Source organism: Saprospiraceae bacterium (genome assembly GCA_016716185.1).
Taxonomy (GTDB): domain Bacteria; phylum Bacteroidota; class Bacteroidia; order Chitinophagales; family Saprospiraceae; genus Vicinibacter.
In genome coordinates this window covers 268,621-292,376 of record JADJWV010000001.1, presented here as the reverse complement: position 1 = coordinate 292,376, position 23,756 = coordinate 268,621, and the positions used below count along the sequence as shown (strand labels likewise).

At 41.9% G+C, this 23,756-nt stretch carries 17 protein-coding genes; 7 read left to right on the top strand and 10 right to left on the bottom strand.

Translation table 11 applies throughout. The features are described 5' to 3' along the window. Positions 1-7 precede the first annotated feature (7 nt). The 5 genes from IPM34_01075 to IPM34_01055 all read left to right on the top strand — a co-directional run bounded on the left by IPM34_01075 (position 8) and on the right by IPM34_01055 (position 6,333). Positions 8-568 carry a K(+)-transporting ATPase subunit C gene (locus tag IPM34_01075; protein MBK8954135.1) on the top strand — a complete coding sequence of 187 codons (561 nt, stop codon included), beginning with the start codon at positions 8-10 and terminating at the stop codon, positions 566-568. Positions 569-705: 137 nt separating this feature from the next. Then, positions 706-1,770, top strand: a complete 1,065-nt coding sequence (locus IPM34_01070; GenBank protein MBK8954134.1) for a porin — start codon at positions 706-708, stop codon at positions 1,768-1,770. Next, entirely contained in the window at positions 1,767-2,891 is a 1,125-nt protein-coding gene (locus tag IPM34_01065; GenBank protein ID MBK8954133.1) for a sensor protein KdpD, read from the top strand. The genes IPM34_01070 and IPM34_01065 overlap by 4 nt, the downstream gene beginning before the upstream one ends. A 1-nt stretch (position 2,892) precedes the next feature. After that, a complete protein-coding gene (locus IPM34_01060; GenBank protein MBK8954132.1) occupies positions 2,893-4,623 on the top strand; it encodes a HAMP domain-containing protein in 1,731 nt (576 codons plus the stop codon). 480 nt (positions 4,624-5,103) lie between these two features. Further along, complete coding sequence (locus IPM34_01055; protein ID MBK8954131.1) at positions 5,104-6,333, top strand: MFS transporter; 1,230 nt, start codon at positions 5,104-5,106, stop codon at positions 6,331-6,333. A 287-nt stretch (positions 6,334-6,620) separates the two neighbouring features. Here the strand turns inward: IPM34_01055 and IPM34_01050 are convergent, their stop codons facing one another. The 10 genes from IPM34_01050 to IPM34_01005 form a co-directional block, all read right to left on the bottom strand. Beyond that, positions 6,621-7,205 carry an HD domain-containing protein gene (locus IPM34_01050; protein ID MBK8954130.1) on the bottom strand — a complete coding sequence of 195 codons (585 nt, stop codon included), beginning with the start codon at positions 7,203-7,205 and terminating at the stop codon, positions 6,621-6,623. A gap of 39 nt (positions 7,206-7,244) precedes the next feature. Beyond that, positions 7,245-8,234: a DUF2236 domain-containing protein gene (locus IPM34_01045; protein ID MBK8954129.1), complete on the bottom strand. Its 990-nt coding sequence runs from the start codon at positions 8,232-8,234 to the stop codon at positions 7,245-7,247. Continuing rightward, on the bottom strand, positions 8,186-8,554 hold the full coding sequence (locus IPM34_01040; protein MBK8954128.1) for a hypothetical protein: 369 nt from the start codon (positions 8,552-8,554) through the stop codon (positions 8,186-8,188). Before IPM34_01040 ends, IPM34_01045 begins: the two co-directional genes overlap by 49 nt. 9 nt (positions 8,555-8,563) lie before the next feature. Beyond that, positions 8,564-9,760: a GAF domain-containing protein gene (locus IPM34_01035; GenBank protein MBK8954127.1), complete on the bottom strand. Its 1,197-nt coding sequence runs from the start codon at positions 9,758-9,760 to the stop codon at positions 8,564-8,566. 29 nt (positions 9,761-9,789) lie between these two features. Next, a complete protein-coding gene (locus IPM34_01030) occupies positions 9,790-10,185 on the bottom strand; it encodes a hypothetical protein (GenBank protein MBK8954126.1) in 396 nt (131 codons plus the stop codon). Beyond that, on the bottom strand, positions 10,161-12,710 hold the full coding sequence (locus IPM34_01025; GenBank protein MBK8954125.1) for an AAA family ATPase: 2,550 nt from the start codon (positions 12,708-12,710) through the stop codon (positions 10,161-10,163). Before IPM34_01025 ends, IPM34_01030 begins: the two co-directional genes overlap by 25 nt. Further along, positions 12,707-13,711: a protein kinase gene (locus IPM34_01020; GenBank protein ID MBK8954124.1), complete on the bottom strand. Its 1,005-nt coding sequence runs from the start codon at positions 13,709-13,711 to the stop codon at positions 12,707-12,709. The genes IPM34_01025 and IPM34_01020 overlap by 4 nt, the downstream gene beginning before the upstream one ends. Then, positions 13,674-14,570: a class I SAM-dependent methyltransferase gene (locus tag IPM34_01015; GenBank protein MBK8954123.1), complete on the bottom strand. Its 897-nt coding sequence runs from the start codon at positions 14,568-14,570 to the stop codon at positions 13,674-13,676. The genes IPM34_01020 and IPM34_01015 overlap by 38 nt, the downstream gene beginning before the upstream one ends. Positions 14,571-14,941: 371 nt before the next feature. Then, positions 14,942-15,691, bottom strand: coding sequence for a response regulator transcription factor (locus IPM34_01010; protein ID MBK8954122.1), 750 nt, complete (start codon positions 15,689-15,691; stop codon positions 14,942-14,944). 157 nt (positions 15,692-15,848) lie between these two features. After that, complete coding sequence (locus IPM34_01005) at positions 15,849-17,219, bottom strand: HAMP domain-containing histidine kinase (protein MBK8954121.1); 1,371 nt, start codon at positions 17,217-17,219, stop codon at positions 15,849-15,851. 452 nt (positions 17,220-17,671) lie between these two features. On the opposite strand from IPM34_01005, the gene IPM34_01000 reads away from it, so the two are divergent. Together IPM34_01000 and IPM34_00995 are read left to right on the top strand one after the other, a co-directional pair. Beyond that, a complete protein-coding gene (locus IPM34_01000) occupies positions 17,672-19,954 on the top strand; it encodes a hypothetical protein (protein MBK8954120.1) in 2,283 nt (760 codons plus the stop codon). Positions 19,955-20,197: 243 nt separating this feature from the next. After that, positions 20,198-23,632, top strand: a complete 3,435-nt coding sequence (locus tag IPM34_00995) for a fibronectin type III domain-containing protein (GenBank protein MBK8954119.1) — start codon at positions 20,198-20,200, stop codon at positions 23,630-23,632. Positions 23,633-23,756 lie beyond the last annotated feature (124 nt).

Here is a 23,756-nt window from a genome sequence, read left to right as displayed (position 1 = left end):
GTAAGATATGAAAACAAATATCCTTCCAGCTATTCTGCTCACCCTTCTCATGGCAGTGTTTTTTTGTGGAATTTATACAGCAGCTATTTATGGTATTTCCCAATGGGCTCCAAATCATGGCAAAGGCGAGGTCATTCTGTTTGATGGAAAAACGTATTACAAAAACATTGGACAAAAATTTTCAGATAATAAATATTTTTGGTCACGACCTTCGGCCGTTGGATACAACGCTGCAGGAAGCGGTGGCAGTAACAAAGGACCTTCCAATCCTGATTATCTGACCGAAGTGAAAGCGCGCATCGATTCCATACTTGCTCACAACCCTGGCCTAAACCCGGATGAAATACCTTCTGACATCGTGACAGCAAGCGGTAGTGGACTTGATCCGCATATTTCTGTTCAAGCGGCAAACTTCCAGGTAAAGCGCATTGCAGATGTCCGCGGTTTACCGGAGGAAAAGATAAAGCAACTCATCCTTTCGAATACAGAATCTCCGGTTTTCGGACTCTTCGGGACAGCGAAAATAAATGTTCTTCAACTCAATTTGGAACTTGACCATCTTAAATAATTTTACATATGAAAAATATTTATAAAACCAGTTTATTCACAATTCTCCTTTTCAATTCACAACTAACAAATGTTAGTATTTTGTACGCTCAAGATACTGGGTCGGTAGCCGTCCAGTTAAACACCCTGGATGGTAATATGATAAAAGGATCAAACACCTTAAGCAGTCAGGCACCGGCGGTAGTTGATGAACTTTCAAACAATCTTACGATTTCAGCTTATCTTGAAACGTATTACAGTTATGATGTGGCCAATCCGGCAAATCATATTCGGCAGCCTTTTGTGTATTCGCACAATCGCCACAACGAATTCAATCTGAATTTGGGATTCCTTAAAATGGCCTATGCAAATGATCAGGTTCGCGCGAACTTTGCAATGATGGCAGGTACTTATAGCAATGACAATCTTTCGGCGGAACAAGGCGTAATGAAAAATATTTTTGAAGCCAATGCGGGATTTAAAATCTCGGGCGACAAAAATATTTGGATTGATGCCGGAATATTTGCTTCGCATATTGGGTTTGAAAGTGCTATAGGGAAAGACTGTTGGAATGTAACCAGAAGCATTCTTGCAGATAATTCGCCCTATTATGAAGCAGGTGCTAAAATTACCTACGCGAGTGATAATGGCAAATGGACCATGAGTGGCCTAATTCTCAATGGTTGGCAGCGCATTTATAGAAGGGATGGAAATCATTCTCCAGGCTTTGGTCATCAGCTTATTTATAAACCCAGCTCCAAAATTACATTGAACAGCAGTTCGTTTATTGGTAATGATATGCCTGATAGTGCAAGACAAATGCGATACTTTCATAACTTTTACGGGCAATTTCAATTAAATGACAAACTTGGAATGATTGTAGGTTTTGATTTGGGCTTTCAGCAGGAAAGCCATGGAAGCAGTTCTTATAACAAATGGTATTCTCCGGTTCTTATTATGAAGTTCAGCCCAAGCGACAAATTAAGTCTTGCTGCCAGAGCGGAATATTACAAAGATTCAAATGGAGTGATCATATCCACAGGAACGCCAAATAATTTTGCGACCTTTGGCTATTCAGTAAATTTGGATTATCTTATACATAGCAATGTCTTGTGGAGACTGGAGGCAAGGGGTTTTTCAAGTAAAGACAAAATATTTATAAGAAATGGGAATCAGGAAAACAGCAATTATTTTTTAACGACAGCATTAGCCATATCGTTTTGACAGAGAAAGAGGAGAATGTACAGCACTTTCTGGACCTCATTAAGAAATCAAGGCGAGGAAAGTTTAAAATCTACATCGGCATGAGTGCCGGAGTGGGAAAAACATACCGTATGCTGCAGGAAGCACATTCACTTCTTCGCAATGGAATTGATATTAAAATTGGTTACATCGAAACACACCAACGGGAAGAAACGCATAACCTGGTAGCAGGCTTACCCGTTATTCCGCGACGAAAGCTCTTCTACAAGGGAAAAGAGCTGGAGGAATTAGATGTTCAGGCAGTTATTAATCTCAGACCGGAAGTGGTTATTATTGATGAGCTGGCACATACCAATATTCAAGGCAGTAAAAATGAAAAGCGCTGGCAAGATGTATTGGATATTCTCGACGCAGGTATAAATGTCATCAGTGCAGTGAATATTCAGCACATCGAGAGTTTAAATGATGAAGTAAAGGCTATTACGGGAATAGAAGTAACCGAGCGCATTCCCGATAAAGTTCTGGCATTGGCCGATGAAGTTGTAAACATCGATCTTACGGCAGGAGAATTGATTGGTCGCCTGAAGGAGGGAAAAATTTACCAGGCAGAAAAAATTCAGACAGCGCTCAACAATTTCTTCAAACCTGAGCACATTTTGCAATTGCGCGAATTGGCTCTTAAAGAGGTCGCATCACAGGTTGAACGCAAGGTAGACCTTGAAGTGCCAAGAAATGTTGCCTTTCGACATGAAAAGTTTTTAGCTTGTATTAGCAGTAATGAAAAAACAGCTAAAAACGTAATTCGGAAAACGGCCCGGTTGGCTAGTTATTACAATGCAAAATGGTTTGTGTTTTATGTTCAAACACCGCAGGAAAATGCCTCCAAAATTCCTTTGGATAAACAAAGGCACCTCATCAATAATTTTAAACTTGCTACTGAATTGGGAGCTTTGGTTATTCAGGAGCAGAGCCAGAATATTCCGAAAGCTATACTCGAACAGGCACAAAAGCATTATATCACGACGATCTGCTTAGGTAAGCCACATTTAAGTCTCATTAAAATTATATTGGCAACGAATATTTTTAATGAACTTCTCAATAATTTATCAACATCAGATATCGATCTGGTCATTTTATCTTGATATGAAAATCAGAGCTAAACTTACACTTTGGGTTGGTTTCCTGTTTCTTCTTATAATGATCCTGGTAGCTGTTGCAGTATTCTACACAAACCAAATTTCAAATGACACCCAGAATATATTGACCGATAATTACAAAACCTTAGAGTATTCAAGACAAATGTTACTGACACTGGATGACATTTCTGTATCCGATTCAGCCATTGATGTTTTTGAATCTTTGCTCAACAAACAACAGCAGAATATTACAGAGATTGGAGAGCTGGAATTGACAACTAAATTAATTAAGGATTTTGAAAAACTTAAATCATCAAGATATGATAGTTTGCTGACCCTTACGATGCGTAAAGACCTCTCGAATCTCATGCATTTAAATATGCAAGCTATTGAACGCAAAAGTGAATTAGCAAAAGAAAGTACGACAACAGCAACCATTATGATCTCCGTAATTGGTGCTTTTTGTTTTATATTGGCCTTTACGCTGCTTATTAATCTTCCATCTAATATTGCCAATCCCATCAAAGAGCTCACGAATAGCGTCAAAGAAATTGCAGCAAAAAATTATTCACAACGCGTGCATTTTGAGCAACATAATGAGTTTGGCGAACTGGCGCACTCCTTTAACATTATGGCTGAAAAATTGGAGCAATACAATAACAGCAGTTTGGCAAAGTTAATGAATGAGAAGAGACGCATCGAAACACTTATTAATAACATGCATGATCCTGTAATTGGTTTGGATGAAAGTCTTAGAATTATTTTTATCAACAATGAGGCGCTCAATATAACCGGTTTAAAAATGGATGATGTGGTTGGCAAGCCGATGCAGGAAATTGCTGTATCCAATGATTTGATACGTTTACTCATTCAGGATCTGATGAACCCTGTTGCCTCGATCAAGCAACATAAACAAACTCTTAAAATATTTGCGGACAACAAAGAGAGCTTTTTCGAAAAGGAGATCATTCCTATTTATATCGTACCCGCTGCAGAAAGTAATACCAAACACATAGGTGATGTGATTATTTTACAAAATGTGACACCATTTAAAGAATTGGATTCTGCCAAAACAAATTTTATTGCAACCGTTTCACATGAACTGAAAACTCCCATTTCATCTATCCTGATGAGCTTAGAACTTTTGGAAAACGACAAGATTGGAGAAGTCAATACAGAACAGAGGCAACTCATTCAAAGTGTAAAAGAAGATAGCCAGCGGTTATTACAAATTATCGGTGAGTTACTTGATCTAACGCAGGTTGAAACGGGTAAAATTCAGTTGCATTTGCAAAACACCTCCCCTCAAGTCATTATAAAGTATGCGGTCGATGCTGTGAAAGTCCAGGCTGATCAAAAAAACATATCTTTAGAGATTCATTGTCCGGATTCCATTCATTCTATTCAAGCAGATCCTGAGAAAACGGCATGGGTATTGACGAATCTCTTATCAAATGCCATTCGCTATTCTTTTGAAAATTCCAAAGTGGTTCTCTCTGTTGAAGATTTGCATCCTAAAATATGCTTTTCTATTCAGGATTTTGGCCAGGGCATTGACACAAAATATCAAGAAAAAATATTTGACAGGTATTTTCAGATACCAGGAAGTAACAGCGTCGGTTCTGGACTTGGACTCGCCATCAGCAAAGAGTTTATAGAAGCTCAGGGGGGTCACATATCTTTGCAAAGTGAAATTGGGAAGGGAAGCACATTTTCAGTCTTTCTCAATCGGGCATGAGTTGACTATTTTATAAAGGCATCTCGCATTTCATTTTTTCCACCAACATTCAGGAAAGATACTATTCATGAGCTATAAGCATCTGGGGCGATGTAGAAACAGAATAGAGGAGAACCACATGCACCTGGTGCATGATCCGTTCCGATAATTTGATTTTAGGAGCTCCAAAGCTTGATTTAGTGTGGGTAGTTGAAATGTTAATATATCATGCTATCAAAATCTGTGGCTCGATTCCCAATGAAATTAGATTGAATCTGGATTGGAGAATTCCTGCGAATCCTTGTAATTTGTGCTGTTCGTTCTTTTCCTATTAAGGCTTTTAATTTTTTCAAGAGAGTGACTCGTCTAAATATCAGCATAAGCATTATTTTTGTTTGGCGCAAGAGTTAGCAATCTGACTTTTATTAAACAGCCCTATTCAATCGCAAAGCATTCTAGAAAATCTCATAAAATATAGCCCATTCTCTTCAATCCCAATCAATGAACACCACGCCTCCCTCCAAAATCTTCAGTATCCCGGTTCTCGTAGCTGCATTAGGTTACTTTGTAGATATATACGACCTGCAGTTGTTTAATATAATTGGAAGAGAGTCTCTGGAACAAGGTTTAAAATTGCCGGCAGATCAAATCGCGCGATACGACTATATTCTGTTTTTATGGCAAATGGGAGGAATGCTCCTGGGAGGTATAGTTTTCGGAATATTGGGCGACAAGCTGGGCCGAAAATCTGTTCTGTTTTCTTCCATTTTAATTTATTCGCTGGCCAATATTGCCAATGCATTTGTCACCGACATCACACAATACCAGGCCGTGCGTTTGATAGCAGGATTCGGACTCAGCGGTGAGTTGGGAGCAGCCATTACCTTGGTGTCAGAAATTCTCGATAAAGAACGAAGAGGCTGGGGTACGATGATCATTGTTTCTGCGGGAGCCTTAGGAGCGGTTGCCGGAAACCTCATTGCCAAACAAACCGAATGGCAAATGTCTTACATCATTGGTGGCGTTTTGGGATTGGTGCTGCTTGCATTCAGAGTAGGCACATTTGAAAGCGGCATGTTTGATAAGTTGAAAAAAGATAGGGTTCAAAAGGGCAACTTTTTTATGCTCTTTAAAAACAGGGCGATTTTCTGGAAATACCTCGCATGCATCCTGATCGGATTACCCGTTTGGTTTGTCATTGGCATTCTCGTAAAATTTTCCGGAAAATATGCAGCCTTCTTAAATATTCAGGAACCGGTCTCGGTAGGCGATTCCATCATGTATGCCTACATCGGGTTATCGGTTGGCGATTTCTTAAGTGGTTGGTTGAGTCAGGTCTGGAGAAGTCGTAGAAAAGTGGTGTTTGCCTATTTATTTTTCACCTTAGTACTCATGGTTATTTATCTGTATTTTAAAGACATCAGTACATCCAGTTTTTATTTTCTCACCTTTGCACTTGGGCTGGCTACGGGTTTCTGGGCTTTGTTCGTCAGCATCGCCTCTGAACAATTTGGCACCAACATTCGCGCAACCGCAACCACGACAGTTCCCAATTTTGTGCGGGGAGCGGTTATTCCCATTACGCTCTCTTTTAATTATCTGCTCGAAGTATACGGAATCGAGGCCGCTACCTGGATCGTCGGCGGAACCTGTTTGTTGCTGAGCGGGATTTCCACCTGGTCGCTCTCTGAAACCTTTGCGAAGGATCTCGATTATTATGAGACAAGTTGACCTGGAGGAAGTTGGCAGTAATCAGTAATCAGTAATCAGTTGCTGGTTGTTAGTTGTTAGAGTGGCGACTAACAATTGTTCGTTTTGCGACAAAAAGCCAAACCCACTAACCTACACGCCTCCACGCCTCCACGCCTCCAAGCCTCCATGCCTCCATGCCTCCATGCCTCCATGCCTCCACGCCTCCAAGCCTCCACGCCTCCAAGCCTCCAAGCCTACATGCCTCCACGCCTCCACGCCTACATGCCTCCATACCTCCACGCCTCCACGCCCTCAGGCATCCAGGCCTACTCCCACCCCCACTTCCTCTTAATTCCATCCAGATAGAGCTGTTTAAATGGAGCCCGGAATTTTTTAGCAAATTCTGTATGGTAATAATGTTTCGAGAGAAATTTTACCTGAAGGCGATCCCAGCTTTCTTCATCAGTAATGACATTGTAAGCTAAAAACTCTTTATAAAGCGTTTGACTGATGGGATAAACATCACTGCGACCCAGGTAATCGAGGTCGGCATCGCAAATGATCTGCTCGAGAATGTTCTTAGGATTCTGAGGAATATTAGTGGACATGATCATATCTCCAATGCGTTTGATATCCGCTACAGAATATCCAAAAGAAGGGAGCAGTTCCTTAGCATAAACTACACTGGCTTTTTCATGCCCATCGTAAGTCGAAATGATTCCAACATCGTGTAGTAAAGATGCAGTCCTCAGTAAATATGCATCCTCGGGTGCTATGTTGTATCTTTTAATATAATGGTTACAAACATTCAACACATCCATTGTGTGATGTAGCCCATGATAGCTCAATTTCGAAGGCAACTCTTTACGGAGCTTTGATGTGATGAAAGTTTTTAGTTTTCGAATATTCATCTGGTCTTATTCGCGAGTTAAATATAGTTTTATTTAAAATTATTGCCGGTTTATATCATCATCATTCACATCCAGGTTAAAACTACCCAGATCCCATTCTTCGTAGAGAAGACTGTTCTCGAAGAAAAAGGGCTTTTGCGGATTTAAAGTATAACCACCTTCAAAATTCTGAAGATCGCGTTTGCTAAGTTCGTTGAGAATTATTTTTGAAACCGTTTCCAGCAAATTTGTTTTAGGATACTTATCGTAATGGTATTCCAGGCCAAACCGCTTGCAGACCAGGTAATTGATGATGTGGTTCAACCAGCCATTGCGAATGGTATTGTTTTCATGATGAAATAAATTCTGCCAGATTTTTAAGGACGTAATAATATGAGCGATTCCATCAAATATTCGGTCTGTTATGGATGGTTTGTGCAATCCCAAAGATTTCCAGGCACGATTGTCATTTAAAAAATAATTCGTGATGTCCTCCAGCATTTCAATCGATAAATTTTTATTGACCATTTGCCCCAGAGATTCGAGGAGTGCTCTGGTCAGTACCGGACCATCTTTGTTGATGACGTTCGATTGTCTGTTAAAAATAGTTTTATATTGGTCCCACGCATCCTTGTAATCCGTTACATACATTTCTTTGCAGATGCCCATGCTTTGTCCGATATGTTGCCAGGTGTGCAATATGGCCTCTCGTTCATCCTGATAGAGATGGATCCCCATATCGTCCAGTCCCTGTATCATGGCCAGGCTGAATAAATGATTGGTCAAGGCCAGGTCTTCCTGATTGATGGGGACACCGAGGTATTCAAGATCCCATTTGCGTTCGGGTCTGGGATCATTGAGCAAAGCCATCCGCATTCCTGCATGCATCAGTCGTACGCGTTGTATGGATTCGAGACCGGGATTTCCGGGTTTGTACCAGTTCTGATTGTTGACTGCAAATACGTATTGTGCCGTCTCCATCACTCTTCTGGCAGCAAAATTCACAAGCAACTTCGTACTCTCCAACACGTGTCCTGGTTTCGGACACATATACCCTTTCGGCAAGGCTTTGAAAAATAAGAGTCCGCAATAACAAAATCCATAGTTGTTGAAAATTTTTGCGGACAGATCAAACTTTTCCTGATCTTCATTGCATATTTCAACGTGTTCAGTGATCCGAAATAATCGCTTACTTCCTTCGGAAAATCTTTAAGTTCGAGTTTGTGGTTGCGGCTGATGATTTTTAGTTCATCAATGATCTCTTTACTGTTTTTATTTTCCCACAGAGCCTTAGCAGCACAATCCGCTAATGGATCTCCGGTATGACGCATGCGGTCTAAAAATTCCTGGTTCCATTTACTTCCTGACATGGTTATCGTTTATTGGTTTGGAGTAACAAAATACATATCCAGTTCGCCTTTGTGTTTCATTGTAATTTTTCCCCTGTATTCAAAGTGAAAGAGGTCCCTGGTTTTTTCATAAGTGGCTACAGATACATTTATTTTTCCGGGAGCCCCGCTACTTTCCATTCGCGAAGCGGTATTGACAGAATCACCCCAGATGTCGTAAGCAAACTTGTGGAGTCCTACGACGCCTGCTACTACAGGGCCGGTGTGGATTCCTATTCTTACCTCACAGAAGGGTAGTCCATGTTCTTGGCGTTGCAAATTGTATTTATTTACAAATTCAAGAATTTCAAATGCGGCTAGAATGCAGTTCGATGCGTGTTCAGGTTTATATCTGGGCAAACCACTCACACACATATAGGCATCTCCTATGGTTTTGATTTTTTCAATATTGTATTTGGCAACAATTTTATCAAAAGCTTTATAGTGATGATCCACAATTTCTACGACTTCTTCGGGGCTGAGTTTTTCGCTCATTGAAGTGAAACCCTCAAAATCCGTAAACATGATGGTGACCTCATCGTGCTTCTTAGGCTTGCTGTACCCAATTTCTTTTAACTCATTTGCAATTTCTTCCGGGAGAATATTTAATAAAAGAGAATCTGTCTTATGCTTTTCCTTTTCCAGAGCTGCGTTCTGCTGGGCAATGGTTGCAGTACGTTCATCTACTTTTTGTTCGAGGTTTTGGTAGAGTTGTGCGTTTTCCAGTGAAACTGCCATTTGTCCGCTCAGCAATTTCAACAACTCCAGCCGTGCGAAAGTAAACACATGTGAACTTGCATCGTTGTCGAGATATAAGATGCCACTTAACTGCCCTTTACTGAGAATGGGCATACACAATACGGACTTGGCTTTTGATATTTTTAGTTGAGGATCCAGGTTGAACATAACGTCCTGAGAAACATCCTCAATGATAATCGCTTCTCCGGTATGAAAAACTTTTCTGATAATGGCATGTGAAATTTCATCAACAGTTTTAATAGGTATCGATTTGATTTCGCAAGTAAATGCATTTTGCAATTTACTGCTTGCATCGACGAATAAGGTGTTGTTGCGAGAACGGATAAAATAAGCATTTTGAGCACCCGCATTTTCAATCACAACCATCAGCAATTTTTCGAGTAATTTTTCAAAGACTACTTCCTCAGATAACGTGGCAGCAGCTTGCATTACACTTTTAAGATCTAAAGAAGAGGAGCTTATGGCTCCTTGTTTGGATTTCCCTCTTTTGTATCGGAACTCAGAAAAGTAAATCTGGCATTCAGTGATTTGACTTTACGCGCCGCTCCCCATTTTTGATATTCGAGCAAAGCAAATCGAAGTTGATTCATAGCCTTGTCCTGTTCATTCCTGTTGAAATACATAGCGGCCATGCGCTCAGCGATATAGGCACTCATGTAACTCATTTGGTTTTCCTTGGCCAGACTCACCGCCAATTCAAAATGTTTCATCGCCTCTGAATCATTTCCACAGATCAAATCATCTTCTGCCTGAGCCAATTCGAATTTCGCTCCGTAATTGGATGGAGAATTCTCAGCCCATTTCTCCAATTGGGCCAGTTGCTGTTTCCTTATCTTTTCTTGTTTGCGTTGCAATTTTTTCCTTCCAGCAACATACCATTAGCAGCAAATAGCATGAAAATTTTTTGCTCGGGCCATTCCGGCAATCCTAAAACGGCAGCCATAAGCGGAACAGCTTGCTCAGCATGCTCAGAAGCTTTCTGAAATTCTCCCAGCAGACAATGGTAAAATGCTTTTGCGGTATGGTAATTGGCAATGGGCAACGGCAGATTCTGCTCAGCTGACATTTTCTCCAGGCAACGCAAATGATCTTCATCTTGCAGCAATTCGCCAAATACCTGGTCATCTGGTAGAATGTCCCGCAGATCGGTGAGCACCCGGGCCCAGGCCAGCATCTGGTGATATGAAATGCTCGACTGGATGTTTAATGCAAATCTTATATAACCCCTTAATTTTTCGTAAACACTGTTTAATTCTTCGCCCATCAGGATCTGACTGCGATTGACGAAACTAAGTGCGTAGCCGGCATATATAATATCGTTGAACTCGAGTCCAACCTGATGGGCTTCTCTTAAATTTTGAAGGTAGTTTTTGAAGGGAGCCCTCCAATGAGCGACACAACCTTCAGCGATAACCATAACTTTTGATCGCAGGCTTTTGTCTTTGAATTTTTCGTTCAGAGCCATACCCAAACGCGCAAATGAATATCCGTTTTTGTAATCGCCCAGCTGTGCGCTGATTACATATCCATAAAAGGCATAAGCCAAAGCCGATTCAATGGAATTTCCATGTTTGACGGAAAGATTGACCATTCGCAGAATCTTAAACGCCAGAAGATTTTGTTTTTGCAATAAATAACAAGGCCCCCAGAGATTCATCAGGATTTTCATGGTCAGGATTTTTTCTGCATCCTCCATATTCCTGTTTTCCAGCAGTTGCTGAGTTGATTTATTGCGGAGATTAAACTTTACCGTCAGCAATTCCTTCATGACATGCAAAGGACCAGCATTCAGAGGCAAATTCATGCCCAGCAATTTTAATCCTTGCTTGGCAGCTTCCAGGGCTTTCTCGTGGCGCTGTGTATTTTCATACAAGGCCATTTTTCGCGAAAGAATATCGGCTTTGACCAAATGGGTTTCAGCTTCGTTCAGGGCTTCGTCGAAAAGTTTTTCTGATGCATCGTAATTGCCTAAAAGATATTCGCATTCAGATCTGCTGATCAACAACGATTTAAACAACTCCGTATTTTTTTGACCTGTTACCAGATGCATCCCTGTTTTAAAATAGTTTTCTGCAGGTCTGATTGCATTATTTTTTAAAGCCCTTCTTCCCGCTTTGAGATTCAGTTCTGCCAGTCGGATTTTTTCGTCCGGATTGCTGAGAATATCATGAGCAATGTTGAAGTGGTTGAGGACATCAAACAATTGTTCTTCGAGCTCGGATGGATCTGTTTTTTCCAGCATCAGTTTTCCAATATGGAGATGCATCGCTTTACGGGCCTCTTCAGAAAGCATATTGTATGCCGCCTGCTGAATTCTATCGTGCTGAAAACGGAAAAGATAATTGGGTTTCTGATTGTAAAAGCTGAAATTATTCCACAACGCATCGCTGTGAAATTTTTGCCAGCTGCCAATCGGACTGATAAACTCATTGGAAATGATCTCCTGCAAATGTTCGGCACAATTCTCTTTGGTTTGTTTTGTGACAAGCATTAAGGTATCCAGATCAAACGTATTTCCTATACATGAAGCGAGTTGGATAATTTCCTGTGCCGGTCCCGACATTTTTTTGAGTTTCCCCAGAATGAGGTCCACGACATATTCAGACAGCTCCATGTTACCGATGGCTCCCAGGTCATAGACCCAGCATAACAATTCGCGATCGAAAGTGATGATTTTTTCTTCGATGAGTTTTTCGATGAATTGTTTTACAAAAAACGGATTTCCCCGGGTTCTCCGCATCACTTCCCTGGCGAGTGGTACAGTTGCCTGAGTGCTCATGCGAAGCGAATCTGCAATCAGTTCATTGACGTTTTTGAGATCGAGTTCCGAAAGTTTGAGCTTATGAATGTTGTGTTTATATTCTTTTTCGAGATGATGCAAAGTCATCGAAAGAGGGTGAGCAGCATCAACTTCGTTATCCCGGTACGCTCCAATCAGAAAAATATTATTCAAATGACTGGATACCATTGCTGACAGCAATTCCAAAGATCCTGAATCGGCCCATTGCAGATCATCCAGGAAAATGACCAGTGTTTTTCCGTTTTGCGGAATGACAGACAGAAAATTTAAAAACGTGTTGAGAAATCTTCGCTTGCCTTCGAGCGCTCCAAGATCCGGACTGCTTGGTTGTGGACCGATGAGTTTTTCGAGGTCTGACATAAGACCGGTCATCAGAGCCCCATGCGAGTCCACAGCTTTGGAGATCAGATTTTTCCAGACAGTCAATTGCTCATCACTTTCGCTCAGCATTTGTTGGAGCAATTGGTTGAATGCACTGGCGAAGGCGCTATAAGGATATTCTTTGGTAAATTGATTGAATTTTCCACTGATAAAATATCCATTCGCTTCGATTACCGGTTTCCGTATTTCACTGATCAATCGGGTTTTGCCAATACCCGAATATCGGAAACCAAAAACAACTCAAGATGGGTTGAATTGATATTTCCCCAGGCTTTGAGAAGTTGATCGAGCTCTTTATTTCGTCCATAAAGTTTTTCAGAGAATGAAAACAAACTCGAACAATCTTTTTCTCCCAATGTGAATGCTTCTATATTGCCATGCTGTTGCCACTTACGCATGCACAATTCCAGATCTGCAAGAATTCCTTCTTCTCCCTGATATCGATCTTCCGAGTTTTTCGCCATCAGTTTCATCACGATGTCGCTGATGATCTGCGGAATGTTGGGCCTCACCTGTCGAGGCTCGATGGGTCGTTTGGCGATGTGGGCATGGATGAGTTCGAGATAATCCGTATAATTAAATGGCTTTCTCCAACAAAGCACCTGGTACAAGATCACTCCCAACGCATAATAATCTGAACGGTAGTCTACAGTGCGCCCCACCCTTCCTGTTTGTTCCGGCGCGATATGCCACAACGGGCCGTAGTAATTGAATTCAGAATTAAATTCGGGACGTTCCCTGAGAACCCTGCTGGCAGATCCAAGCGTACACATTTTCATTTCCAGGGTTTCGGGAGAGATCAAAATATCTTCGATGATAAATTCCTTTACCAGAATTCTTCGTTGATGCAATTCCTTCAGCAATTGGGTCAGGCGGATTGCAAGTTGCAAAAACAAAGGGACCGTAAATTCTTTATTGCTGATGTAATTGACCAGTGGGATGCCGTCAAAATATTCTTTAAACACCACAAAGCCCGATTGCGTAAGAACCATGTCCAGGGCTTTCATGCTGTATTCGGTATTTATGGATTGATTGACCTCAAAATCGTTTTTGAGATAGACCATATCATCCAGACTAGGCTCGGTCTCCTTAAGCACTTGGGCAAGGATTTTAGAATTGTAGCCCTGTGGTTGCATTTCAAAATACTTGCAACTGAATGTTTCAAATTTGGGGCTTTTTGGCAACTCGAGTTGAAGCATGATCAGACCTTTTAATAAATTTTAGGACGCGGTACTCCCACAGTCCTGCTTTTAAACTTTTGTATTGGTAATACGTAGACCACATGTTTTTTCCCTGAACACGGCTGCGCATTCCAATACACCAAAGCAGGAAATGGCAGACCAGCCCTGGAAAAAAATAATAGTACAACCGGCGTGCCGATTTATAAATATGCCTGGTAATGTGGTCATCGGAAACCGGTTCAAGTCCTGCATTTTCTGCATCGGCAACAAATTGATTTCTATATGAAAAATCGGGAATAGCCCAGCTCTCAGCCCATTTGGTAATGAGCTTGTTTTTCGGATGATTGCGGCTGAATTCGGTTCTGAAGAAATCAGCGACGACCAAACCGGCACCCGGCTTCAGCAACCTGTATGCTTCTTTAAAAAACAACGATTTATCGTTGGCATGGCAAATGCTCTCAATTCCGTAAACACCATCAAAACTTTCGTCCTCGAATTTGGTTTGACAATAATTTTGTACAGAAAACAGAGCCTTGCCCAACAACTTCCGGTCTTTACTATGTTGTACCGCTTTTGAGCGCTGGTTATCACTCAGGGTGATGCCCCAGGCTTCGCAATTCCAATGCTGGGCCGCATACAAGACACTTCCTCCTACACCACAACCCGCATCGAGGATGCGATCGCCATCCCGGACCTCCAGTTTTGAAAAGACAAATGCATTCATATTTTTCAGCGCATCGCGGAGCAGACCGGTATCTTCGTGCCAATAACCATAATGCATGGCCTGCTGATCCGAAAGGTGCCACAGCAGTCTGTAGTCGCTTTCACAACTGTCGTAATATTTAATAATGTCCTGTTCAGTAATTTGTCCTTGCATCCTGTAAATTGTACCAGAAGGATTGCAAAATACAGAATTTTTCAGAGTTGAGTGAAATGAATCGAGTGGGATTTTAGATGCACCCCTTCATTAAATGATCATATGAGAACAATCATTTATTTATAAATTGCTACTAACGAATGTTAGTTTGTAATGGATTGGAGCGAAGAGCAGGAGGCTTGAAACCAATGAATACCCATTGTTTCAAATGAAGGGGATTTTTAGAAGTGCCCTTCATATCTAAATCTAAATCAGCATTCAAAGGTACCCGAAATAAAAGGATTTCTTTAAATGCAACAATTGATTTTAATAAATAAACGAAAAGATAAAAATTTACGCTTTACGCTTCGAACTTTAAACTTTTTAGCCACTCAAAGTTCCGATCCCTCCTCTCCTTTAATGATCATCCTGAACCCATTGCCATGAATGTTGACAATTTCGATGTTTTCATCTTTGGAAAGGTACTTGCGCAGTTTTGTCACAAACACATCCATACTTCTTGCAGTGAAGTAATTGTCTTCGCCCCAGATCTTGCTGAGCGCTTCAGACCGCGGCAGGATGTTGTTGCGGTATTGGGTAAACATGCGCAACAAAAGTGCTTCTTTGGGAGATAATTTTATTTTTTCTGTGATCTCCTCATTTTCTTTCAGGTAAAGCACGCGTAATGGAAAATTGAAACTGTATTTTCCGATGGTGTATTCAGCAGTATCATCTTCAGGATCGTCTTTTTTAATGGTTCTTTTGAGAATAGCCTGTACGCGAAACAGCAACTCTTCAGAATTGAACGGTTTGGTTACATAATCGTCGGCACCAATCCGAAACCCTTCCAGAATATCTTCTTTCAAAGTTTTGGCAGTGAGAAATATGATAGGCACCTCAGAATTCTTAGAACGGATATCCTTGGCCAACGCAAAGCCGTCTTTTCGCGGCATCATGACATCCAGAATGCAAAGGTCGTACTGCCCCCGGCGATATTTTTCATAACCCTCAATTCCATCGATAGCCAGGTCCACTTCGTAACCATGCATTTCGAGGTAAGAGCGAAGGACATCCCCAAAATTGCGGTCATCCTCGACCAGTAAAATTTTTGTAGCTACTTGAGTATCTGTTTGACTTGCCATACGCATAGGTTTTTCATACTTTAGAACGTTTGGAGTGTTAAAATGTAATTAAGGAAAGCTTAAAATTTTAACAATTTCGGGATTGGAGGTGTAGTTGATTGATTATCAATATTGTTGGCCTCACCCCTGGTCCTTCTTCCACGCCCGTGGAGAGGGGTTAGGGGTGAGGTGCTAACGGAAACGTCAAGGTAAACGTACTTCCCTTCCCCAGTTCACTTTGCAGATCTACTTTTCCATTGTGGGCAATGACCATGGCCTTTACATAACTCAATCCAAGTCCGAAACCTTTCACATCGTGAAGGTTTCCTGTCGGTACACGGTAAAATTTTTCGAATACCAATTTTTGAGATTCCCGGTTCATTCCGATTCCTTTGTCAGAAACGCTCACTTCAATAAAATGCCCTTTATTCCGGGTCGCGATGATAATTTCGGGTTTATCGGGACTGTATTTATTGGCGTTGTCGAGAAGATTGTAAATGATGTTGGTCATGTGAACAGAATCACCCATCACCTTGAAGTTGAGCGCTTCCAGTTTGGTTTCGAGTTGCCCATCCCGTTGCTGTACCTGAAGGTCGATATTGGAAACGGCCTGATTGATGATGTCGTGAAGGTTCAACTCCTTCAGGTTGAGTTTAAAATCGTGTTTGTCGAGTAAAGCCATTTGCAAAACTTTTTCGACCTGGCTCAGCATACGGCGGTTTTCCTGTTTGATGATATCCACAAAGCGTCTGATCTTGTCGGGCGCATTGATGATTGCCGGACTATTTATAGAATCAGAAGCAAGAGAAATGGTTGCAATCGGGGTTTTGAATTCATGGGTCATGTTGTTTACAAAATCATTTTTGATTTCTGACAATTTTTTCTGCCGGAAAATCACAAGGACTACATAAGAAAAACAGGCTACGATTAGTATGATCAATAATAAACCCAGCACTGCAAGCGGCCAAACGGATCGCCATAACCAGGTTGTTTTACTGGGAAAAAAAATCTTTAAACTTCCCGGACTCCCTGAAATACTGGTGAATAATGCAACTTCGTATTCTGAATTCTGCAACAAAGTTTCTATGGAAATTCCCGGATCGGATGCGCGGGTATGTTCGCCAACATCAGCCTGGTAAAAACCGTTGAGGATGATCATGCGATTGCGGAAATTATCAAACACTCCGAAAGAATAATCCAGGTCGAGATTCATGTCATCGAATTCCTGCATCAGGATCTTGCGCAAAAAAAGTGGGTCAATTCTTTTTTCAAGAGGAAATTTTTGAAGACGGATCTCCCGATCGATGAGTTCGATCTGCTTTTGTTTTTCATTCCATTCTTCCAGTAAAAATGTGGAAGTGAAATTAATACTGGGATCGTGTTTCTCCAGTTTGGCGGCAACACGATGCAAGGAAGCGATAATGCTTTCGTTGAATTGTTCTTCTTTAAGGTTTACAGACCAGTTGATCCAATACAACTGAACGATGGCGGTACCCACTAAAGCGATAGCCATTAATCCGATGACGATCCATATTGCCCTGCGACTCATCTGTAAGCAACCCAAAAGTCAATAAAAAGATTGAATGCCGTATGTTTTTTAACGGCTATTTAACCGCAGACAGCAATTGGAGGCGAAGATAATGCGGGAACTTATGCCGGGAGGCAAAATAATAGCTTGTAATACAATCGTTTAATAATTAAATTTTTTCCTTATTTCAAAATATTTGAAATTTTTTCACAAAATATTTGGTTGTAATAAAGGAAATATGTTTAATTTGCATAAGCTATTGAAGGGTCGATCAGCAGAGTGGGAGCATTATTTTAAAAGCTGATTGACCAAATCATTTGAATAAGAATTTTTAGGGTGTTCTCATAGTGTTATTTAAAGGATCGGCCCTCCCAGGGTCGATCTTTTTTTATGCCTGAACCAGAATAAAAGAAGTTCACAAACGTTTAGTTGAGATGATGCAGAAATGGATGTTTCTACTGTTCTGTACTTGTATGAACATACAGGTATGGTCACAGTCAAATCTGGCCATCGGACAATGGCAAACTCATTTACCATACAACTCCGGAAACCACGTAACAGAAAGTGAGCAGTTTGTATATTATGCAACCGAACACGGAATATTAAAAGTGCATAAAACCGATTTTAGTTTTGAGAAACTCAGCAGAACAGAAGGACTGAGTGGAACAAACATCAATGCCATTTTTTTTCACCAACCCAGCAAACAACTCGTAATCGCTTACATCGATGGGGTCATTGATTTGCTTGGGGAAACGGGGGTTCAAACAATAGTCGATATACTTAATTACAACAATGTACCCATCGATAAAACCATCAACCGGATCAGTGCTCTAGATGACCAACACGTTTTTATCAGCGGACATTACGGCTTGTCACAATTAAATGTAGTCAACCTGACTTTTAAATTCACCTTGTTTACTCCCAACATCAAGGTTTATGATTGTGCGGTATTGGGGAACTACAATTACATGGCTACAGAAAAAGGATTGTACAGTTTTGAGAACAATGGATCGGGAATCATCCAGGCTTTTAGTTCCTGGACCCCAATTGGCGCTATGGCCGGGTTGCCCGAGAATTCATTAATTTTAAGGGTAGCTGCTTTGGAAGCTGAGATTTATGCATGTACTTCGAAATCCATTTACCAGGCATCACCTGGCGGAGTTTTCGAATTGTTTTATGCTGACCCGGCTTTCGACATCAAATACATTCGCGCAGGAAACAAACACTTGTTAGCCGGACTGGAATGCAAAAATTCCTGTGCCGATCAGCTTGCCTTTTTTGATGCGACGGGTGCCTACACGTTTGCTAAAGACGGATGCGCCGATCAGAATCTGGATGCTCTGGAATCTGCTGATGGCAAAATCTGGATTGCAGATGCACGCTGGAGTTTTCGTTTTTCCAATGCTGCCAGCGAAAGTTGTAATGAGATCTGGGTCAATGGTCCTTTATCCAACCGGGCATGGGAGATTGCAGCTTTGGATGATGCAGTTTATGTCGCCGTAGGGGGAGTGGATGCTACGTTTACTCCAAATTACAACGGACAAGGCATTGCCCGGTATGCCGATGGCAACTGGAGTATGATCAATTCCGGAACAGAACCCGATCTGCAGAATTTTTCGGTGAGCGACATATTAAGGGTGATTGAATCGCCGGATAAAACCAAGATTTACTATGCGAGTTCCGGCAAAGGTTTAATAGAGTATAACAGGACAACAGATTCTTATAAAGTCTATAATAAAAGCAATTCGCCTTTAAAAGGAACCGTGGGAGACACTGGAAATATAAGATTGAGTGGACTTGCTTTCGACAAAAAAGGTAATTTGTGGATCACCAATTATCTTGCACCGGTCGGGCTGTTGTCGCTTGATAAAGATGGCAACTGGAAGGAATATGTATTTCCAAACAACAGCAATTTGTTTACAGAAGTAAAAGTTGATCAGAATGGTTACAAATGGATCATCAGTCGGCTAAATGGAGGCGTGATGGTTTTTGACGAAGGCGATCCGGCCAATTCGGGCGATGACCGGCGCATTCAGCTCACCAACTCCAATACGGAGATGACCTCCAACGATGTGCGTACTGTTGAAGTTGATCTCGACGGAGACGTTTGGGTGGCTACAGCTGAAGGGCCAGTTGTATTTGAATGCGGTTCTTCGATATTTTCCGGCAGCTGTAAAGGTAGCCGCAGGAAAGTGGATCAGGTTGGCATCATCTATTTTTTACTGGCATCAGAAGTCATCACCAGTATTGCTGTAGATGGAGCAAACAGAAAATGGTTTGGTACCAGCAACAATGGAATCTACGTACAAAACAGTACAGGGGAATTTGAAATTCATCACTTCGATACAGATAACAGTCCGCTGCTCGATAATGCCATTCAGGATATTGCCATAGATCCTAAAACCGGGGAAGCCTGGATTGCCAGTAACGGTGGTTTACAGGTTTACCGTTCAGATGCTACACAGGCCAAAGATCAATTTACAGGCACCCCTTTGGTGTTTCCAAATCCGGTGCCTCACGATTACGAAGGCCCCATTGCGATTCGTGGTTTGGCCCGGGATGCGCGATTCAAGATCACGGATCTCAGCGGCCGATTGGTTTACGAAGACTTTGCCAACGGAGGGCAGGCCATCTGGAATGGCCGCGATTATCTGGGACGCAAGGTTGCCACTGGAGTATATCTTGTCTTCGCCAATACCACTCAGGATTTTGAAACCTCTAATGGACTGGTGACGAAGATCGTGGTGGGGAGGTAGTAAAAAATTAAATGCCACTTCGCGTCAATTGAGAAAAGGGCTTAAAAGGACTGAAATCAGTTTTAGAATTGAATTAAAATAATTTCATAGGAAGATCTGCATCCCAATCTCCTTTACCCCAAAACAATAACCAAACGGCAAACTTTTAAGTAATTTTTGTAAATTTGTCTTACACTAAACGAATTTTATATGCAGTGCCCCACTTTTCATCCCAGACAATTTATTATTAATTTTATTTTTTTCATGTTTCTTTTCTCTCAGTCATCGTATGCTCAAAACAACATATTTGAGTTGATGGAGCGGGATGATCTTAGCATCAGCGAAGTGGAGAGCTGGGCTAATGATTATTTTAGTCGCGTTGGTACAGGACAAGGATCGGGGTTCAAACAATACCAGCGCTGGTTGTACGAACGCAAATTTCACCTGGACGATAACGGTTATTTTATTTCCCCGGAAAGAGAAGACAGAGCCTACTATGAAGCTTTGAGAACGATGGGAGTCAAAAAAAGATCGACCATGACATGGTCAGAGCTTGGCCCCAGTACCTGGACTTACACCAGCGGCTGGAACCCGGGTAATGGTAGAATTACTTCTGTCGCAGTCGATCCTACCGATACTACAAAAATTTATGTCAGTTCACCGGGTGGAGGTTTGTGGAAATCTACCAATGGAGGCAACAGCTGGACACCGCTGATCGATTTTGTAAACTCATCCTGGATGAGCGTTTACAATCTTTGCATTGACCCAAACAATACATCTACGATTTATGCAGCCCTAAGTTCCGGAGGCGTATTAAAATCTACCAATTCTGGAACCAGTTGGACAACAACCGGAAGTGGGCCTTCGACAAGCAGGAAAGTAAGGGTACATCCTACCAATTCCAGTATTGTTTTTTGCACCGCCAACAATGGAATCTGGAGATCAACAAACGGAGGGACCAATTGGACCCAGGTCAACACCATGACTATGGAAGATATTGAGTTCAAACCAGACGATCCGGATATCATGTATGCTTCCGGTTCCGGTAGCAGCTCAGTTTGGCGGTCGGCAGATAATGGTATTACATGGACAGCGCGTACAAGTGGCAATGGAATCACGCATACCGGGAGGACATTATTGGGAGTTTCTCCAGCAGATCCCAATGTCGTCTATGCAGTTCAGGCCAGTGGTAGCCTTTTTGGAAGAATGTATAAATCTACAGATGGCGGACAGAATTACATTACAACGGTTGTCGGCAATCCCTCAGCGGGCACCAATTATTTTGGGTATGAATCCAACGGTACAGGCACAACAGGCCAGGCTACATACGACATGGCCATTTGTGTAAATCCATTAAATGCTTCAGAAGTTCATATAGCCGGGATCATTTGCTGGAAATCTACCAATGGAGGAACCAGCTTTGTGGCACAGACCGTCTGGTACTATCCAAATTCAACAGGATACAATCATGCCGATGTACATGCATTGGAATGGGTTGGATCTACCATATATTCCGGATCAGATGGTGGTGTATACAAGAGTATAAATCAGGCTGGTGACTGGATAGATCTGTCTGCCGGATTGGGCATTCGCCAATTTTACCGCATTGCCTGTGCTAAAACCAATGCCAATGTCATCACCACTGGTGCCCAGGACAACGGATCTTCATTCAGAAGAAGTAACGGGACCTGGGTTGACTGGTTGGGTGCGGATGGTATGGACAACATCATCAGTCCTACAAATGCCGACTTTGCCATAGGCACCAGTCAATACGGCGACATCTATAAAACGACAAATGCAGGCGCAAGCCGAACGGATCTGAATAAACCCTCAAATGGAAATTGGGTGACTCCTTTGGTCATGCATCCCACAAGTCAGGATACCGTTTATGGCGGATGGACCGGAGTCTGGAGATCTTCAAATGGCGGGTCGAGCTGGACTAATATTTCTACTTCCATTACAGTAAAATTGGACGCACTCGCTGTATCCCCTGCCAATACCCAATATATTTATGCATCTCAGGGCAGTACCTTGTATCGCACAAGCAACGGAGGTTCCTCCTGGTCTTCAGTTGCAGCTCCATCGACGATTACATCCATTTTTGCAAGTAAAAATGATCCGTCGAAAATTTGGATTACCTGCAACAGCAGTACCAATCGCGTTTATGTTTCGACAAATATGGGCACAACTTTCAGTAATCTGTCAACGGGATTACCATCTCTAACAGCGCGTTCTGTTGTAGTAGATGAAGATGCTGAAGGCACCATATATGTCGGGATGAATATAGGCGTTTATTATCGCGACAGCATCACCAATACCTGGACCGAACATGGAACAGGCTTGCCTTTGGTTGCGATCAATGAAGTAGAATTTCAAAAAAGTGGGAATAAATTGAGGGTTGCAACTTATGGAAGAGGTGTATGGGAAAGTGATTTGCAAAATCCGGTTGAACCTTGCGATGCCCCTACAGGTTTGAACACCACCAGCATCACGAACAACAGCGCTATACTCAACTGGAGCGCAGTAAGCGGTGCTGTAAGTTACAGAGTTGAATACAAAGCAAGCAGCAGCGGCACCTGGCTGACATTGCATCAAAACTGGACAGGGACCAGTTATTATTTGGGGGGACTAAGTCCGGCAACGGACTATGACTGGAGAGTGCGAACCAATTGCAGCAGTAGCAACAGCACATACAGCCAATCTTCATTTACCACCACAGCACCTTGTGGAGATCCAACCAACCTGAGTTGGGCCACCAGCTCAAACACAGCTAATTTATCGTGGAGCCCTGTAAGTGGAGCCAATACTTATTCTGTTGATTACAAATTAGCAAGTTCCGGAACCTGGATTTCAACATCCGGAACAGGTACAAATTCGATTTCAATTTCAGGCCTGACTCCCGGTAAATACGATTGGCGTGTTAAAGCGAATTGTTCCGGTGGAAGTGGCAATTTTGTACAATCTGACTTTCTTATTCATTGTGCTGCTGGTGGCAGCAATGCAGATAATGGATATATTGATTTTGTAGGCCTTGGGAGCATTTCCAGAACGTCGGGCAATGATGGAGGTTATTACGATGCAACCTCCATGTCGACTAATTTGCAGGCAAGCGGATCTTATACTATTTCTTTGTCACCGGGTTATCCTGGAGTCAAGAAAAAAGTTTATTTCAGAGTGTATATCGATTACAACCGGGACGGTGATTTCACAGATACCGGGGAAAAAGCTGTTCAGACGACCTATAATAATTTTGGAAATAAATCAGTCAGTTTTATTGTGCCGGGCACTGCAAGTCCTGGAAAAACAAGAATGCGCGTGATCATGTCTACTACAGGACAACAAACCTCATGCAGTAACTATGCAAGTGGTGAGACAGAAGATTATTCAATCATCCTGATGGCAGCACCGATTCAGAAAATTGAAGAAACTACACAAGCAGTTGAATTCGCATTTACAGTATTTCCAAATCCGGCTAAGGAACAAATTACCATAAAATACCATCTCGAAAAAAATGATGAACAAGTTGCATTCAGAATCGTAGATTTTCAAGGCAAGGCTGTGGGCGGTAGTCGTTTATATGGAAACGCAGGAGAAAACCAGCATTCTATCGACATTCGTTCTTTGGCTCCGGGTGTGTATATCCTGCAGATGGTTTATTCCGGGAAGCAGACATCCGGAACATTTATCATAACGCCATAATGATGAATACAACCTAATACAGAAAGGGTACTAACAATTGTTAGTACCCTGATTTTAAAGAACTCAAACCCAGTTTAATATGGATCCTGAAAATATATGCTTGCTGTATTGTCCGGATTCATTT

Coding starts and splice junctions, on each gene's coding strand:
- IPM34_01015 (MBK8954123.1), bottom strand. CDS start 14,570: ATGCAAGGACAAATTACTGAACAGGACATTATTAAATATTACGACAGT.
- IPM34_00995 (MBK8954119.1), top strand. CDS start 20,198: ATGTTTCTTTTCTCTCAGTCATCGTATGCTCAAAACAACATATTTGAG.
- IPM34_01020 (MBK8954124.1), bottom strand. CDS start 13,711: ATGCTTCAACTCGAGTTGCCAAAAAGCCCCAAATTTGAAACATTCAGT.
- IPM34_01035 (MBK8954127.1), bottom strand. CDS start 9,760: ATGCAAGCTGCTGCCACGTTATCTGAGGAAGTAGTCTTTGAAAAATTA.
- IPM34_01000 (MBK8954120.1), top strand. CDS start 17,672: ATGAACATACAGGTATGGTCACAGTCAAATCTGGCCATCGGACAATGG.
- IPM34_01075 (MBK8954135.1), top strand. CDS start 8: ATGAAAACAAATATCCTTCCAGCTATTCTGCTCACCCTTCTCATGGCA.
- IPM34_01005 (MBK8954121.1), bottom strand. CDS start 17,219: ATGAGTCGCAGGGCAATATGGATCGTCATCGGATTAATGGCTATCGCT.
- IPM34_01010 (MBK8954122.1), bottom strand. CDS start 15,691: ATGGCAAGTCAAACAGATACTCAAGTAGCTACAAAAATTTTACTGGTC.
- IPM34_01055 (MBK8954131.1), top strand. CDS start 5,104: ATGAACACCACGCCTCCCTCCAAAATCTTCAGTATCCCGGTTCTCGTA.
- IPM34_01050 (MBK8954130.1), bottom strand. CDS start 7,205: ATGAATATTCGAAAACTAAAAACTTTCATCACATCAAAGCTCCGTAAA.
- IPM34_01060 (MBK8954132.1), top strand. CDS start 2,893: ATGAAAATCAGAGCTAAACTTACACTTTGGGTTGGTTTCCTGTTTCTT.
- IPM34_01040 (MBK8954128.1), bottom strand. CDS start 8,554: ATGTCAGGAAGTAAATGGAACCAGGAATTTTTAGACCGCATGCGTCAT.
- IPM34_01070 (MBK8954134.1), top strand. CDS start 706: ATGATAAAAGGATCAAACACCTTAAGCAGTCAGGCACCGGCGGTAGTT.
- IPM34_01045 (MBK8954129.1), bottom strand. CDS start 8,234: ATGTGTCCGAAACCAGGACACGTGTTGGAGAGTACGAAGTTGCTTGTG.